We start from the raw sequence: 16,445 nt of genomic DNA, 5'->3' as shown, positions 1-16,445 counted from the left end.
CGGCGAGAGCGGACAGTGTCCGTATCGCCTCAGTCCTGGCCCTACATGGCAAAGCGGGAGTTCACCGATGAATAAGCACGAAAAGCCTGGCATGGGCGCTACGACGGCAGCCGCCGGAACGCCGGACCATGCGGCGGCGGGACCGCTGCTGACAGTGGGGAATGTGTCCACGCACTTTCGCACCAAGCGGGGCCAGTTGCGCGCCGTCGACCGTGTGAGCTTGACCCTCGCCGCGGGCGAGACCCTGGGCCTGGTCGGCGAGTCCGGTTCCGGAAAATCGGTGCTCGGGCAGACCATCATGGGCCTGGTCTCCAACGGTGGCGCGACCACCGTCGCCGGCGAGATTCGGTTCCAGGGCCGCGATATGCAGGCGCTTACCCGCAAGGAACAGCAGGGGCTGTGGGGCAAGGACATCGCGATGGTGTTCCAGGACCCGATGACGGCGCTCAACCCGTTCAAGCACATCGGCACGCACCTTACCGAGTCGATCCGAGCCCATCTGGGCCTGGACAAGAAGCAGGCCCGAGAGCGGGCGATCGAGTTGCTGCGTAAGGTGCGGATTCCCGAGCCGACTCGACGGGTGGACCAATACCCACATGAGCTCTCGGGAGGTATGCGCCAGCGTGTAGTCATTGCGATGGCGCTAGCGTGCGACCCCATCCTGACCATCGCTGACGAGCCGACGACGGCGCTCGATGTGACGGTGCAAAAGCAAATTCTCGAGTTGCTCGACTCGCTCCGCAAGGAAACGGGGATGGCCGGGATCTTGATCAGCCACGACCTGGGCGTCGTCGCAGGCCAGACGGACCGCGTCGCCGTAATGTACGCGGGCCGAATAGTGGAGACCGCGCCGACACGGCAGTTGTTCGCGCAGCCGCGTCACCCGTACACCGAGGCGCTGCTGTCGGCGATCCCGCGAATCGAGGATGCGCCGCACACTGTCCTCGAGGCCATCGAAGGCGGGTTGCCGGATATGACGAAGCCAGTTGAGGGGTGTTCATTCGCGACTCGCTGCCGGTACGCACAGGAGAAGTGCCTTACGGTGCCGCCGGAACTGGTCGCCACTGCAGACTCTGCAGCGGCGGTGCATCCGCACGAGGCCGCATGTCATTTCCCCGTCGGTACAGCCGAGGGTGCAGCGGCGTTGGCCGCCAACGAGAAGGCCGGGCGCACCGCGGCCGGACGCAAGCTGGACTTGGAGACTGTGTAATGGCTGGCAGCGGTACCGCACACATGCGCGAAGACGAGAAGCGGGTCTTGACCGTCGAGAACCTGTTGGTCGAATTCCCCGCAGGCAAACAGACCGTGCACGCGGTCTCCGGCATCAGCTTCGACCTCGTCCCAGGGGAGACACTGGGCATCGTCGGGGAGTCGGGCTGCGGGAAGTCCACCGCCGGGCGCGCTGTCCTACAGTTGCCCAAGCCCACGTCCGGCACCGTGACGCTCGATGACATGGTCCTCGGTGACATGTCCGCGTCGAGTCTGCGGATCACCCGCAACCAGATGCAGATGATCATGCAGGACCCGATCTCATCGCTGAACCCGCGCCGCAAGGTCAAGCATCTTGTCACCGAGGGACCTCGCATCTGGGGGACCAAAAACAAGGCCAAGCTCGAAACCATGACCCGTGAGCTGCTCAGCGCAGTGGGCCTGGATCCGGATGCGGTGATGGAGAAGACGGCGGGCGAACTGTCGGGCGGCCAATGCCAGCGTGTGTGTATCGCACGCGCTTTGATGCTTCGGCCGAAGCTGCTGATCTGTGACGAGCCGGTCTCGAGCCTCGACGTGTCGGTGCAGGCACAGATATTGAACCTTCTGGAGAAAACCAAGAAGGAATTCGAGTTCTCGATGATCTTCATCGCCCACAACATGGCCGTGGTGAAGAACATCAGCGACCGGATCATGGTGATGTACCTCGGTAAGGTCTGCGAGGTCGCGCCGACCGACAATGTTCAGAACACCGGGATGCATCCCTACACCCGACTGCTGCTCGACTCGATTCCGGATCCGAACCGATCGCGGGATGGGGAGGACGAGATCGAGATCATCGAGGGCGACCTGCCCTCCCCCCTGAACCCACCGTCGGGTTGCCGTTTTCGGACCCGTTGCCCACTCGCGACCGAGCAGTGCGCAGCCGAAGAGCCACTGTTACGGGAGGTCGGCAAGGACCACTTCGTGGCCTGCCACAACGTGTAATCCCAGCTTTTACCCGCCCCCTCGCGGCGAACTGTCCCAGAGGGTCGTTGTCTGGCGTTCTCATCCGTCGAACCGCACGCACATACAAGGAACCCACATGATTCCCATGTTTTATGGACACCGGATGACCGGCCGCTCCGGCCGTATGGCAGCCGCGCTGGTCGGAGTCGGCGTCGTACTCGCAGCGTGCTCGAGCGGTGCCAACGGGGAGGGTTCCCAGTCCGGCAGCGACACGTACGAGACCGGCCTGGTGAACGTCCAATCCGAAGGTGGCGATCCGGTCGCCGGTGGCACCCTCACCTACGGTGTACAACTTCTCACTCCGACGCTGGACCCTCTCCGAGCCACAGCCCGCGGTGGCCAGGGTGGCGAGGCACTCGCCGCTGTGTACGACGTGCTCATGAAGTACGACATCGAGTCCGGGGAGTTCTCACCCCAGCTCGCCGAATCATTGCAAAGCACAGACGACACGACATGGACTCTGCGTCTACGTGAGGGAGTGCGCTTCAGTGACGGCACGCCGTTGGATGCTGCAGCGGTCGTCGCGAGCATCGAGCGCTACAACGCCGGCGGTGGCAATGGTGCAGATCTATGGAAGCAGTCGGTGAAATCGACCGAGGCGCAAGACAGTTCCACTGTGATCTTCCGTCTCGCAAATTCATGGCCCAGGTTTCCGTCGATGCTGGCGTTGGGCCACGGCATGATCGTCGCCCCAGGTGCACAGCAAGGTGAGAAGTTCACTCCGGTTGGGGCCGGTCCCTTCACAGAGGCAGGTTTTCTCCCCGGAGAGGAACGCACGTTCACCGCGAACCCCGACTACTACGGCGGGCCACCGAATTTGGCCAGTCTGCGCATGGTGGCGTTGAACGGCCCACAAGAGAACTTCGAGTCACTGGAAGCGGGCCAACTCGACGTTGCCTACATTCGCGGCCTGGGATCGGCAATCAACGCTGCGAAAGATGCCGGCTACCCCGGATTCGTCGATGTCCTCAATGCCGGCGGAGCCGAGCTGATCAACAATCGCGAAGGTCGTCCAGGCACAGACGTCCGGGTACGACAAGCGATCTCGTATGCCATTGACCCCGACCTCATCGATCAGCGCGCTGAAGAAGGCCAGGGCCTTCCCGGATCCGAGTTGTTCGGACAGACGTCGCAATGGCATACCGATGTTGCCGGCCCTGTCTACGATCCGGCCAAGGCCACCGAGTTGCTGAACCAGGCAAAGGCCGACGGTTATGACGGGCGTCTGAAGTACACCGTTCTCAACGAGCCCAAGGATCAAGCGATCGGCCTTGCGGTGCAGTCGTTGCTGCAAGCCGTCGGTTTTACAGTGGACATCGTCTACGCCAACAACGCTGGGGATCTACTGAACAGCGTCTATGTCAAACATGAATTCGATCTGGCTCATGCCGGGATCGGTCTTTACGAGTCGATTCCAGACGCGGGTTTGCAGTCCGTTCTCTCCAGCACATCGTTGAGGAACACAGCCGGGTATGCCAATCCGGAGATGGACGGCTTGTTGAAGGAGCTCCAGGCGGCCCCCGACGATGATGCTGCGCGCGATGTGATCGCTCGAGTCCAGAGCCTCTGGAACGACACTGTGCCGTCGGTTCCCATCAGCGGGCTTGCCGCGTTTTGGGCGTGGCAGAAGGACGTGCACGAAGTCGTGCCCACTGCCACTGGCATCATGTTGTTCGACAAAGCATGGGTCGAGTCCTGAACGCGCAGTTCGGAATTCCGGGGAAAGGCAAGCACGCCAACGAGGTGTAGCTCCCGAGATAGTTGTGGATGATGTGACGAAGGCGAGGGCCTCTCGGTATCGGTGTGCGTACCACGCACCCTGATAACCGAGAGGCCCTCGCTGTTTGCCGCTGATGCCCTGCCCGCGGCGTAGAGATGGACCGACCTCAACAGGACCAGCGGCCCGCAACGTATCTCCTACCACCTGCGACTGCCGCGCCACCCCGACTGTGGTGGAACCCGCGGACTCGGACGCCGACAAGGACGAAGGAATCGTTTCGGCTGGGTTGCATTAATGGACCAAGCCGCAGGCGCCCACTCTCGGCGGGCGTACTCGGAGATTCTTTCCGGCGAGCACACACCAGATCATGTTGTCGCTCTGGGCTATTCGACGAGACGCTCAGTCTGTGACGTGAAGCAAGAAGACTGGCCCGCCTACGCCGTCGAACAGTGGGGACAGCAAACTGCCCGGTACGACAACTGGCGTTGACGTACCGGGCAGGCGGCGTTCTATATGCAGTTTTCTAGGTCATGCCACCTTACTGTTCAGGTGACACGGTCGAGCGGCGACTACTCGATCCAGGCCTTGTCCAGAAGCACCATCGCGTCCAGGCTCGGCACTGCGCCGTGCACGTTGTCGGTCCACGCCAAGAAGTTGGCACCGGAGGCAAGGGCCAGGAACGGCACGTTCTCGTTGACCTCCACCTGTAGGTTGCTCAAAGCCTCGAGCTTCGCCTCGTCATTGGTTGCGGTTTGGACACTGGCGACGATCTCGTCCATCTTCGGGTCGTTGACCCCGCCGATGTTGTTCGTCGATGTGGAGTTCAACGCCCCGTACAGGCGCTGGAACGGTGCCGTGTCCTGGATGCTCAGCGCGCCGGTGGCGATGTCGAAGTCCTTGTCGATGTACAGGCGTTTGACGATGTCCGTGACCGATGCCGCGTACTCGATGTCGACGTTGATACCGATCGGTGCCAGCATCGCCTGGATTGTCAGTGCGGTGGCCTGGGCCGCCTGCGTCTGGGGGGTGAAGTAGGTCATGTTGCCGCTGAAGCCGTCTGCCTTCGCGGCCTCGACTAGAGCCTTGGCCTCTTCCGTATTCATCTCCACGGGCGCAATATCGTTGTGCCACTTGGACCAAGGCTGGAAAATCTCGGTGCCGGGCATGCCCTTGCCGCCACGTGCACGCTGATCGATTGCCACGGGGTCGACGGCCAGTTGCATCGCCTTCCGTACCCGCACGTCGGCGGCGGGACGGCCTTCACGCTGGTTGATACTGACCACCGCAGAGAGACTGCTCGTCTCGTAGTAACCCGGAAGGTTGGCTGATGCCTCGTCGACGACTGCGGCGTCGCGTAGGTATGCCATATTGAGGCCGCCCGAGTTGAGGGCGTCGACCTTGGGCTGTTCGTCGCTGATCGTGACGAACTTCAGTGTGTCCAGGTTCGGCTTGCCGTTGAAGTAGTCCGGCCGGGCCTTCATCACAACGTCTGCGCCGGGGGTCAGGCTCTCCAATGTGAAAGCACCTGCGCCGATCGGCTTGAAAGTGCCGTCGGGCTGATCCGAGCTAGGTGCGACGACCATGCCGTGGCCGTAGACGAGAAGCGACGGGAACTCGGACCACGACTGATTCATGGTGTAGACCACGGTGGAGTCGTTGGTGGCCTCCATGGACTTCACGCCGGCGGTGAATGCCTGACTGCCGCCGCCCTTCCGTTCGTTGAAGCGATTGGTGCTGGCGATTACGGCCTTGGCATCGAGTGGCGTGCCGTCACTGAAGGTGACGCCGTCGCGCAACTCCAGGGTCCACGTCTTGAAGTCGTCGCTCGAGGTGAGCGCTTTCGCCAGTTGCGGCTCGTAGGAATCGGAGGCGGAGTCGTAGCGTACGAGGAGATCGTAGACCGCTGCCATCTCGGTGCCACCGGTTGAGCCAGTGGGCTGGGTCTTGGCAGGGTCGAGGCTCGCCACCGGTGAATAGCCGGCGAAGCTCAACGTGCCACCCTCCACGGGGGTGCCGCCCTCAGCCTGATCCCCGATCACACCGACAGCGCCTGGGTCGGTCTGTGGGCTGGAACTGCTACCACCACCGCTCGCACAGCCCGCCAACAGTAGGCCGCTGGTCAAGACGGCAAAAGCCACCGCGCCGCGCCTGCGTTGCCTTGAAAGTGTCACCTAAGAACCTCCTGGATTGTGTCGAGACGAACGGTCTCGGTGGAACATGTCGCGCTCGCCATAGGCGAACCACCATATGACTTGAATCACGGTAATAAGACCACAGTCTCTGTCACTGGGACGAAGGCTTTCGAAAGTCGCTAGCACCACTCCCTGGATCGCGGACACCGACCCGGCGGCGCCGCTGTAGAGGCTGGAGGAGGATGCCTTTGGCCTCGATTCTTCTTACTGCTGATGCGTCCGCCTGGTTGGGCGCACGCCGATCGAGATCGGATGGCCCCTGCCCGTCGTGATCGAAGTAGTTCCGGCGGCGCTGTTGATTCTGACCGCCTCCCCCCGCATGAACTCCCAAGTAGTCGATCGGCACTTTGAATAGGCGCGTGCCGGACGCTCGGCGTTCACCGCAGCTTTGTCGATTGGTGACGAAAGCCGTGCACGATATTCAACATGTATAGCCACGTTGGTGAAAGACTAGGCATATCCGCATTGGTCGAGGACGGAGACCTGTATCTGAAGGTGGGGGACACCCAGGTCGAGATCGCGGCGATCTGGCTGCGGGACAGTTGCCCGTGTCCGGAAAGTCGCGCCGATAACGGACAGAAGTTGTTCAACATCGTCGACCTGCCTGCGGATACTCGGGTGGAGCGTGCTCGGGTCGTGGGCCGCAGTCTCGAGGTCGAGTTCGCTCCGGACGGTCACCGGGGGGTGTTCGATGTCGAGGCCCTGATCACGGCCGACGTGCCTCCCGGTTTGGCTGACGCGCGAAACGAGGAGGCAAAGCGCTTGTGGCGCTTGGCCGCAGAAGTATCTCCGGTGTGGAATGACTGGACTGACTACCTCGCTGATCCAGCACCCGCATTGCGTGCCTTGGTCGACGATGGTTTTGCTCTGGTACACGGTGTACCAACCGATTTGGGTCAGGTTGTGGCTGTCGCTGAGACCTTCGGCTTCGTCCGTGAGACCAACTACGGGACAATCTTCGACGTCCGCGTCGAGGAAAATCCCGTCAACCTCGCGTTCACCGGACTCGCGATCAGTCCGCACACCGACAATCCGTACCGGGATCCGGTGCCCACTCTCCAGTTGCTGCATTGCATTCACAACGAGACCACCGGCGGTGAATCCGGCCTCGTCGACGGGTTTGCCGCTGCGAAGATGTTGCGTGAGAACAATCCTCGTGCGTTCGACGTTCTGACCCGCACGCCGGTGACCTTCCGCTTCGACAGCACCGACGCGCACCTGAGTGCGACCATGCCGATGATCGGTCTCGACCAGTCCGGCAGGGTGCGCGAGATCCGCTTCAACAACCGCGCGATGGTTGCGCCGCGTCTGGAATCGAGCCTGGCCGGCGAGTTCTACAGCGCCTACCGTACCTTCGCCGAACTGCTGTACCACCCCGAGGCTCAGCTCAACTTCCAGCTCGACGCCGGAGATTGCCTGATCTTCGACAACACACGACTTTTGCACGCCCGTACCGCATTTGCCGCGACCGGCGGACGCCATCTCCAGGGAACCTACGCAGACCTGGACGGGTTGCTCAGCACCCTGCAAGCCTTCGAGGAGAACTGATGACGCACGCGTACGACACCCTGACCAAGCTGTTCGACGGTGAAGGTGGGCAGGAGTACCTCGGTGAGCAAGTATCGATGGCGCAGCACATGCTCCAGACCGGACGAGCTGCTCGCGAAGCCGGCGCTCCCACGGTACTTGTAGTGGCGGCGGTACTGCACGACGTCGGCCATTTCTCCGGTGCGATCAGTGGACGAGACCTCATGTCGGGCAACGATAACCATCACGACGCCGTCGCCTCCGAGTGGCTGTCGACATGGTTCGCTCCTGAGGTGACCGAACCGGTTCGTCTCCACGTCGCCGCCAAACGCTACCTGTGTGCCACTGATCCGGCCTACTACGACAAGCTCTCCGACGCTTCGAAATTCACCATGTCCGTACAAGGCGGATCGATGACTGACGAGGAGGTGGCGGCGTTCGCAGCCGAACCCTTCGCGGAGGCTGCTTGCCAACTGCGCAAGTTCGACGACCTCGGCAAGGATCCGGACGCACCCGTAGTCACGCTAGCCGACTTCCGGGCCGACATCGACGCGCTGGACTGCACCCTTCAGGAGTAGTGACAGCAGTCTCCACAGCACGAAGGATCCGTTACCCGAATCGAACTCGGGCAACGGATCCTTGTGTCAGTCGATTACCGGGCTAGGTGTCGCGCCGCGAACCGACCCGACTGGTCCCTCCGGCGGCCAGTGAATTACGGACCACGAACGCAACGGATTCAGCGGCGTACAGGTCGATCGAGCACTCGAGGACCTCGCCGAGCGGGTTCGTCGTCCGCCTGATCGTGCGCAGCAGCGGCGCTCCGGGCGCAAGGCCGAGCAATTCGGCCTCTCCGGAAGTTGCTGCAACCGCGGCGATTGCATGTTCCGCATCGGCGAACACGATGCCGTGATCACCCAGGCGATCGGTGATCGACTGGGTGTCGAGGTCGATCGCTGCGATCAACGGCGCGAGGGACTCCGGGTAGTAGGTGCTCTCGAGCATAGTCGGCACGTCACTCAGCAGCCGAAGGCGATGGGTGTGAAAAACGTTCGCGCCCTCGGGAACTCCGAGCTTGTCCGCAACAAAGCCGGACGCCGGCACTGCTCCGACGCTCAGTGTTCGGCTACTCGGTGTCTCACCGAGGCTGCGCGCCCAGAGGGAGAAGCTGACCAGCTCGCTCATCGACTGTACGCGCGGGCCGCTCCGGATTTGTCTGCGCGCACCGCGGCGCGACGACACGACACCGGTGGATCGCAAGAATGCGAAGGCCTGCCGGATCGTCCCACGCGAAACTCCGTACGTCACCGTCAATTCGTTCTCCGAGGGCATTGTCGATCCGTCGGCGAAGTCCCCGCGTTCGATTGCAGTCTGGATATCCGTGGCAATCGAGCGGTAGAGCGGCAGGCTGTCGTCGCCCTTGGTCATCGTCACACCGTACCGATCATTCGGCTGGCGCCAGTAATACCGGGCGGTTGAGCAGCGACACTCGGACCCGTGATCCGGGCGTCAACATTGCCGCGCGATGGCTTGCGACGTCAGCGAGTAGCACCTTTCCGGTCGAGTGAGTCAACCGCAGTCGCGTCGTCGCGCCGTAGAAGGTTGCTGTCGTGATGATCGTGTCGCCGCCGGGAGCCTCGTCGACCAATACAGCCTCGGGACGCGTCAGCACGGTGACGGGGCCTATGCCAGGCCATTCGCCGTCACAGGTCAGGGTTTGTTCACCCACCTGCACCGTGCCTCGTTCGACGGCAACGCCGGGGATGTGATTCATCGTGCCGACGAACTCGGCTACGAACGGCGTCGACGGGCGCTGGTAGACCTCGTTGGGCGGCGCGCACTGCTCGAGCTTGCCGGCACGCATGACCGCGACGCGGTCGGCGATTGCCAGAGCTTCCTCCTGGTCGTGGGTGACCAGGAGAGTGGTCACGCGCAGGTCCAGCTGGATGCGGCGGATCTCCTCGCGCAGTTGGTAGCGGACCTTGGCGTCGAGCGCGGACAGCGGCTCGTCGAGCAGGAGGACACGCGGTGAGATCGCGAGGGCGCGCGCCAGCGCGACTCGCTGCTGCTGCCCGCCCGACATCTGGTGCGGATACTTGTGCATGTGGTCGGCGAGACCTACCAGGTCGAGGAGCTCGCGGGCGCGGGCCAATCGGCCTTTGCCACGTTCGCTGCGCCCGCGCAGGCTGAGCCCGAATGCGACATTGTCCTGGGCGGTCATGGTGGGAAAGAGGCTGTAGGACTGGAAGACCATGCCCATGTCCCGGCGATTGACCGGGAGAGCGGATGCGTCGACGCCGTCGACGAGGACCTGTCCGCCGTCGGGTCGGTCGAAGCCGGCAAGGATGCGCAGCGCGGTCGTCTTGCCGCAGCCCGACGGCCCGAGCAGCGCCACCAGTTCGCCCGGCTCGAGGTTGAGATCGAGTCCGTCGAGCGCATTGACGCTGCCGAAGGCGCGGCGCACGCCGACGAAGCTGACGGCTGTGCCCTCGGTCGCGAGGAGAGCGTGGGGGTTCGTCATTATCATTCCTTTCGTAGACGTGCTTTTGATGTTCTGCCGGCAACCGCCACCGCAATAAGCAGCAGCGCCCACGTGAAGACCAAGCTGAGCAGGGACAGTGCGACTTGCAACTGGCCGTCGGTGGCACCGGACTGTGCGAGCCAGACCGGGAAGGTCGGGAAGATCAGGATTTTCGCGATCGTGTACTCGCCCATAACCAGAGCGAAGGCGAGGAAGGCGCCGTTGAGGATCGACGTGCGCAGAGCTGGGAGTACTACTCGCCAAAGCACGGTCGGCCACCGCGCCCCTAGGTTCTGGGCGGCCTCCACCAGGACTGTCACCTTCGAGCCGCGAAGTCCCGCGTCGAGGCTGCGAAAGGTGAACGGCAGGGCGACGACGACATACATCAGTGCGAGCACCAGTGGAAGCGACTTGTCTTGTAGCGCAGTGAAGAGCGACGAGATTTCGACGTACTCACTGCCGTTGCCCCAGCCGAGTACGCCGCGCACACCGACCACCAGGGCCACCGGAGGGATCACCAGCGGCAGCAGAGAGAACGCCTCGACGTAGCTGCGCATCTTCGGCAGCCTGAGGTGCACGATCAGCATCGTGGGCACCATGATCCCCAGCGTGATCGTCACCGCGATCACGCCGAGTAGTAGGGAACTCGTCATCGAGTCGGTGAAGCCGGGTGCGGAAAAGATTCGGGTGTATGCCGCCAGGTTGAGGCCGTCGGCGCCATCCACCGTGAACCAGAAGGCAACCAGCGCCGGACCGAGGAAGTAGATGGCCGCGATGGCGAGGACGATGCCGCGCCAATAGCGCACGGGTGGGGCGTTTTTGCTTGTGCGACGGCTTTTTCCGGATGCGACCGCACTATCGGCGATGTCGGACTTGGGTGCGTCGATCACTGCAACCATCGTGAACTCCTTCGCTGCATCAGCTGGTAGAGCAGGGTCAGGGGAACTACGACCACGATCATCGACAGTGCCAGGGCGGAGCCCAGATTCTCCTGTCCGGCAAGAACATTGCCGGACAGGGCACTGTCGATGCGCAGCGGCGTGATCGACAAGGTGCCGTTCGTGAGCGCCTCCGCCGTTGCGAACGAGGAGAATGCGGTGCAGAACAACAGCGCGAGGCTGCCGAGGAAGTGGGGCAGCAGGGCCGGGCCGGCGACGTAGCGCCAGTAGTGCCAGCCCTTCGCACCGAGGCCCTCAGCCGCCTCGCGCCACTCGGGGCGCAGGCCCTCGAGAGCCGGTGTGATGGTCAGGACCATCAGCGGGATCAGGAAGTACAGATATACGAACTGCACGCCGCTCTGTGAGTACAGGTCCAGCCTCAGGTCCTCGCGCAGCGACACCCCCAGGTGCTCCCGAACGAAGGAGGTGAGCACGCCGGCGTTGCCGATCGCCGCGACGAAGAGGAAAGCCAGGGGCAGTCCGCCGAAGTTGGCGAGGACGGCAGCACTGGTGGAGACCGTCCGCTGCAGCACGCCGCCGCGACTGGTGACTACCGCGTACGCGAGCACGAGGCCGAGCGCTGCCGCGATTACGGCGCTGATCAGCGACATCTTCGTACTGTTCCACAGTGCGTCCAGATACGGACCACTAAGCGCCGCAGTCATATTCGCGCCGCCAAAGGTGCCGACGCCGCCGTCGTCCTTGGCTTGGAAGGCAGAGTAGGCAATCACTGCGGTGGGAAGGATGAAGAAGACCGCGACGTAGCCGAAGAACGGCACCAGTCCCAGTCGACTCCACAGTTGAGTCGAACTGCTCTTCGTCTCGAGCCGGGTCGACGGTGGGCTCGTAGTTCTCATTACTCGACCGCGCCGGCCCAGGTCTGCGTCATCGTGTTCTTCGCAGCGGTGGACATTGCGTCCGTGGGGAATTCAGCTTTCACAGTGACGGCGGGCAGGTTGCCGGCGAGTGCCGGGTCGACGGTTCCGGCTTCTTCCATAGCCGGGAGACGCGCCGGGCGTGCGTATCCGGCGAGGTAGCCGTTCTGGCCCTCGTCGCTGTAGAGGTACTCCTGCCACAGGCGCGCGGCGGCGGGGTGCGGGGCTGTCGCGCTGACGGCCTGCGCGTAGTACGAACCGATGGTCGCGTCACCCGAGACTGCGACGGTCCACTGCACACCGGAGCTCGCCAGATCCTCGGTCTTCGCGGCGTTCAGGTAGTCCCAGTCGACGACGATGGGGGTCTCGCCGGATTCGATCGTCGCGGCGGTGGCCTTGACCGGGACGTAGTTTCCGGCGGCCTTGAGTTTGCCGAAGTATTCGATGCCGGGCGCAATGTCATCGACGGAGCCACCGTTGGCCAGGGCAGCCGACCAGACGGCCATCAGGGCTGAATTGCTCTTGAGGGGGTCGCCGGTCAGTGCGACCTTGCCCTTGTATTCGGGCTTGGCGAGGTCCGCGAACGACTCCGGACACACCTCGACCTTGGCCGCGTCGCAGCCGATCGAGATGTAGCCCCCGTAGTCCGCGTACCAGTCACCTTTGGCGGCTTTCTGCGACTCGGGAATGCTGTCCCAGGTTTCTACTTTGTACGGGGCGTACAGGCCCTCTTCAGCTCCGCTGATGGCGAACGCAGTACCGACGTCCACTGCATCTGGCGCGCGGTCCTGGCCGGCGAGGGACTTGATCGCGTTGACCAAGTCGGCGCTGCTGGCCTCCGGGTTGTCTACCGTGACCGCGATGCCGTACTTGGCGCTGAAGTTGTCCATCAGGTTGCCGTACCCGGCCCAATCACGGGGCAGGCCAATGAGATTCAGAGAGCCCTCCTCCTGTGCGGCGGCGATCAGGGCGTCCATCCCGCCGAGATCGGCAGCCGATGTCGCCGACGCTGCAGCAGTAGCGGGCGCATCACTCTTCTTGGTGCAGGCAGTTCCGGTGAGGGCCACTGTGCCTACCAAAAAGATCATTCCCGCTGTTCGAATCGTTGTACTACGCACGATGGACTCCAATCTGAATTCGCGTTCGCTGCCAGGTGGCAATCACGCGAAACAGACTTTGCGCGAGCAAGTTGTATAGCCAAGATATTCATCGGGTCTGCAAGATGAACGAGGACTGAACGTATCGAGTCCATCAGCCAACTGAACTGGCGCGCGTTGACGCTGCAGCGGTTTCCCAGTCGTCTTCGGACCCGCGGTAGGAGCTACCTCAGCGCGGCCCGGCCCGGAGCGCACCGAGGACCGTTTCCAACACCACGACGGCGCCAGGCTTGTCCAGCGGATCGTTACCGTTGCCGCATTTCGGTGACTGAATGCACGACGGACAGCCGGTCCGACACTCGCATGATTCGATGGCATCCTTCGTCGCGGCCAGCCATTCTCGGAGCGCGCTGTGCCCCCGGTCGGCGAATCCTGCACCGCCGTCGTAACCGTCGTATACGAAGATCGTGGGTAGCCCGGTGTCCGGGTGCAGGGCCGTCGATACGCCGCCGATGTCCCAGCGATCGCAGGTTGCGATGAGCGGAAGTAGGCCGATGGCAGCGTGTTCCGCGGCATGGAGTGATCCCGGGAATCGTTCCGCCGGTATCCCTCTGGCCTCGAGTAGCTCCGGTGTGATCGTGTACATCACCGCGCGTGTATCCAATGTCTGTTCGGGCATGTCGAGATCGATGGAATCGAGGACCTCGCCGGAGTGCAGACGTCGAAGATAGCCGACGACCTGATGGGTGACGTTCACCTGGACGAGTGCGGTGGTCACCTCGCCGAAATCCTGCTGCGAGTGCACCGCCGTGACCGCGATGTCGGTTCTCTCGCGGGCAGAGGTACTCCAGTCGGGCTGCTCCGGGTGGACGAGTGCGATTCCGTCCTCGAGATCCAGCTCGTCGACGACGAACGATTCACCCTGGTGAATGTGGACGGCGCCGGGATGCGCTGTGGCAGGGGCTCGGCCACCATCGACGGTTCCGAGCATGCGACCCGAGCCGCCGTCGACGATGGCGACCTGAACGCCGATGCCGCCGCGTATGTTCACGGCGGCATGCGGAGTCATCTTCTGGCCCTCGGGTGTGATGAACCATCCGTGCGGGCGTTTGCGGACCAGCCCGTCGGCAGCCAGGGCAGTGAGCACCGACTCGGCCTGCAGCTCCACTGCCTCTTCGGTGGTGATCGGTAATTCTGCTGCAGCGCACAGTATTTGCGGGCGGAGAATGTACGGGTTGGTCGGATCGGTGACCGTCGCCTCGATGGGCTTGTCCAGCAATGCTGCGGGATGGTGAACCAGGTACGTGTCGAGTGGATCGTCGCGGCCGACGAGGACGACGAGAGATCCCTCTCCTCGCCTTCCCGAGCGGCCGGCCTGCTGCCAGAACGAGGCGACGGTCCCGGGAAATCCTGCGACGATGACAGCGTCGAGACCGGCGATGTCGACGCCCAATTCGAGAGCGTTGGTGGTGGCGACCCCGAGCAAAGTGCCGTCGGAAAGATCCGACTCCAATTTCCGTCGATCGTCCGCGAGATATCCAGCACGATACGCGGCAACCCGAGCGGGTAGGTCTCGATCGACGTCGGCGAGCAGGCGTCGAGTGCCGAGAGCGGTGACCTCGGCTCCTCGCCTGGATCGGACGAATGTCAGTGTGCGAGCGCCTTCTATCATGAGGTCGGCCATGATGCGCGACGCTTCAGCGCCTGCCGACCGGCGAACCGGCGCCCCGTTCTCGCCCGTGATCGCTTTCAGCAGCGGCGGTTCCCACAGTGCCACTGTGCGAGGGCCGTGCGGAGATCCGTCCTCGGTGACCTGTGCGCAGTGAGCGCCGACGAGGCGGGTGGCCGCTGCTCCCGGATCGGCCGTCGTAGCACTCGCCAGAACGAAGGTGGGTGTGGCACCGTAGCGCGCGCAGATGCGTCGAAGGCGCCGAAGTACCAATGCGACATTGGAACCGAAAACGCCACGATAGTAATGGCATTCGTCGACGACTACGAATTTCAAGTTCCGCAAGAATCTCGCCCACCGCTCGTGCGCGCCGAGAATTCCGATGTGCACCATGTCCGGGTTCGTGAAAATCCAGCGTGCATTGGCGCGGGCCCACTGTCGGGTTTCGATGGGCGTGTCGCCGTCGTACGAGCTCGGGAAGACCTCACTCGATTCCGGTGCTTCGGTGCGTAACTCGTCGGTGATGGAGATGGTGCTGCGGAGTTGGTCTGCGCCCAGAGCCTTCGTCGGTGCCAGATACAGTGCCGTCGCGCGGGGCTCGTCGAGAAGCGTCGACAAGATCGGCATCTGGTATGCCAGTGACTTTCCCGATGCCGTACCGGTGGACAAGACGACGTGCTGACCGCCGATGGCGAGTGTCGCGGCGTGAGCCTGATGGCTCCACGGTCGGGTGATTCCTCGGGAAATCAGCGTGCGGCTTACTTCGGGCTTCAGCCACGACGGCCAGTCGACGAATTGCGAAGCCCGCCCCGGCAACTCCGCGATGTGGGTCAACGGGTCCTCACCGGAGGGGGTGCCGGCGAGCACTCGGTCCAGTAGTGCGCGACCGTAGCTCTGCTGTGGAACCGGTTGGGTCACGTGCTCTCCATACTTGAAAATCGAACGAACAGCATACATTTACGAGGGCTACGACCTGCGGTTTTCATGCTATCGGTCAGCAGGTCGATCACCTGCAGTGGGACGGTATCGCTGCTGGTGAAGGCACGCGACGGTGTCGTCGGTCGGCTCTGTGGTCATCAAGATCGACAAAATGTTCGGAAAGTGCGCATTCCGACTGTTGCGATTGCTGGGAACATGGTTCACTTGCCTTGGTCGCAGCTTCTGTGTTCGTTTCACGTTCACAGAAACTAATGTTGCGAACGGTGTGCTTTTCAGAGCGTTTCCTGAAGGGATCTCTGTTTTGCAGGGGTTCCTCGCGAGGGGGATTCAGGAAGTACAACGGTCGGAACCGGCCCGGCGGACTGTATGCGCTGTCCGCCGCATCCGGTGTTAGAAAGAGAAGGAACAGCATGGCACAGGGAACTGTGAAGTGGTTCAACGCCGAAAAAGGCTTTGGATTCATCGCACCAGAGGACGGGTCCGCTGACGTCTTCGTTCACTACTCCGAGATCCAGGGCAACGGATTCCGTACCCTCGAGGAGAACCAGCGCGTCGAGTTCGAGGTCGGCCAGGGCACCAAGGGGCCTCAGGCAACCGGAGTTCACGCGGTCTGATCGACAATCGCCCGCACTGCGGGTCGAGTCGACAATCGTCATCCCCCTCTTACGTTCCGCATTTTCTGCGAACGGCAAGAGGGGGATGAGTTGTTTTCGGGCAGACGCGTCATCTGCTCGGGCGAAACGCGCACATGAG

General features: G+C 62.9%; 13 protein-coding genes. 6 read left to right on the top strand and 7 right to left on the bottom strand.

The genetic code is table 11. The features are described 5' to 3' along the window. Positions 1-91: 91 nt before the first annotated feature. The 3 genes from BJD99_RS04570 (at position 92) to BJD99_RS04560 (ending at position 3,916) form a co-directional block, all read left to right on the top strand. Positions 92-1,210, top strand: coding sequence for an ABC transporter ATP-binding protein (locus tag BJD99_RS04570; protein ID WP_084345609.1), 1,119 nt, complete (start codon positions 92-94; stop codon positions 1,208-1,210). Continuing rightward, positions 1,210-2,196 carry an ABC transporter ATP-binding protein gene (locus BJD99_RS04565; protein WP_084345608.1) on the top strand — a complete coding sequence of 329 codons (987 nt, stop codon included), beginning with the start codon at positions 1,210-1,212 and terminating at the stop codon, positions 2,194-2,196. The genes BJD99_RS04570 and BJD99_RS04565 overlap by 1 nt, the downstream gene beginning before the upstream one ends. A gap of 124 nt (positions 2,197-2,320) precedes the next feature. Further along, on the top strand, positions 2,321-3,916 hold the full coding sequence (locus BJD99_RS04560) for an ABC transporter substrate-binding protein (RefSeq protein WP_084345901.1): 1,596 nt from the start codon (positions 2,321-2,323) through the stop codon (positions 3,914-3,916). A gap of 590 nt (positions 3,917-4,506) precedes the next feature. On the opposite strand, the gene BJD99_RS04555 is transcribed toward BJD99_RS04560, so the two are convergent. Continuing rightward, a complete protein-coding gene (locus tag BJD99_RS04555; RefSeq protein ID WP_084345607.1) occupies positions 4,507-6,108 on the bottom strand; it encodes an ABC transporter substrate-binding protein in 1,602 nt (533 codons plus the stop codon). A gap of 447 nt (positions 6,109-6,555) precedes the next feature. Between BJD99_RS04555 and BJD99_RS04550 the strand changes: the two genes are divergently transcribed. Continuing rightward, entirely contained in the window at positions 6,556-7,677 is a 1,122-nt protein-coding gene (locus BJD99_RS04550) for a TauD/TfdA family dioxygenase (RefSeq protein WP_143542052.1), read from the top strand. Further along, positions 7,677-8,234 carry an HD domain-containing protein gene (locus tag BJD99_RS20710; protein ID WP_143542051.1) on the top strand — a complete coding sequence of 186 codons (558 nt, stop codon included), beginning with the start codon at positions 7,677-7,679 and terminating at the stop codon, positions 8,232-8,234. The genes BJD99_RS04550 and BJD99_RS20710 overlap by 1 nt, the downstream gene beginning before the upstream one ends. An 82-nt stretch (positions 8,235-8,316) precedes the next feature. Here BJD99_RS20710 and BJD99_RS04545 read toward each other — a convergent pair whose 3' ends face one another. From BJD99_RS04545 to BJD99_RS04520, 6 genes are all read right to left on the bottom strand, one after another. Beyond that, positions 8,317-9,081 (bottom strand): GntR family transcriptional regulator, encoded by a 765-nt coding sequence (locus BJD99_RS04545; RefSeq protein WP_143542050.1) that lies wholly within the window; start codon positions 9,079-9,081, stop codon positions 8,317-8,319. A gap of 16 nt (positions 9,082-9,097) precedes the next feature. Then, positions 9,098-10,174, bottom strand: coding sequence for an ABC transporter ATP-binding protein (locus tag BJD99_RS04540; RefSeq protein ID WP_218775707.1), 1,077 nt, complete (start codon positions 10,172-10,174; stop codon positions 9,098-9,100). A 2-nt stretch (positions 10,175-10,176) separates the two neighbouring features. Beyond that, positions 10,177-11,073 (bottom strand): ABC transporter permease, encoded by an 897-nt coding sequence (locus tag BJD99_RS04535; protein WP_084345604.1) that lies wholly within the window; start codon positions 11,071-11,073, stop codon positions 10,177-10,179. Next, the gene (locus BJD99_RS04530) at positions 11,061-11,891 is read right to left on the bottom strand and encodes an ABC transporter permease subunit (RefSeq protein WP_218775706.1); all 831 of its coding nucleotides are present in this window, start codon (positions 11,889-11,891) and stop codon (positions 11,061-11,063) included. Before BJD99_RS04530 ends, BJD99_RS04535 begins: the two co-directional genes overlap by 13 nt. 77 nt (positions 11,892-11,968) lie before the next feature. After that, positions 11,969-13,105: an ABC transporter substrate-binding protein gene (locus BJD99_RS04525; RefSeq protein ID WP_256895486.1), complete on the bottom strand. Its 1,137-nt coding sequence runs from the start codon at positions 13,103-13,105 to the stop codon at positions 11,969-11,971. Positions 13,106-13,313: 208 nt separating this feature from the next. Then, complete coding sequence (locus BJD99_RS04520; protein WP_256895485.1) at positions 13,314-15,671, bottom strand: DEAD/DEAH box helicase; 2,358 nt, start codon at positions 15,669-15,671, stop codon at positions 13,314-13,316. A gap of 431 nt (positions 15,672-16,102) precedes the next feature. Here BJD99_RS04520 and BJD99_RS04515 point away from each other — a divergent pair, with 431 nt between their 5' ends. Further along, on the top strand, positions 16,103-16,306 hold the full coding sequence (locus tag BJD99_RS04515) for a cold-shock protein (protein ID WP_084345600.1): 204 nt from the start codon (positions 16,103-16,105) through the stop codon (positions 16,304-16,306). The last annotated feature ends 139 nt before the right edge of the window (positions 16,307-16,445 follow it).

The sequence above is a fragment of the Rhodococcus sp. 1163 genome, assembly GCF_002091985.1.
Classification (GTDB): Bacteria; Actinomycetota; Actinomycetes; order Mycobacteriales; family Mycobacteriaceae; genus Rhodococcoides.
This window is presented reverse-complemented; position numbering and strand designations above follow the sequence as displayed.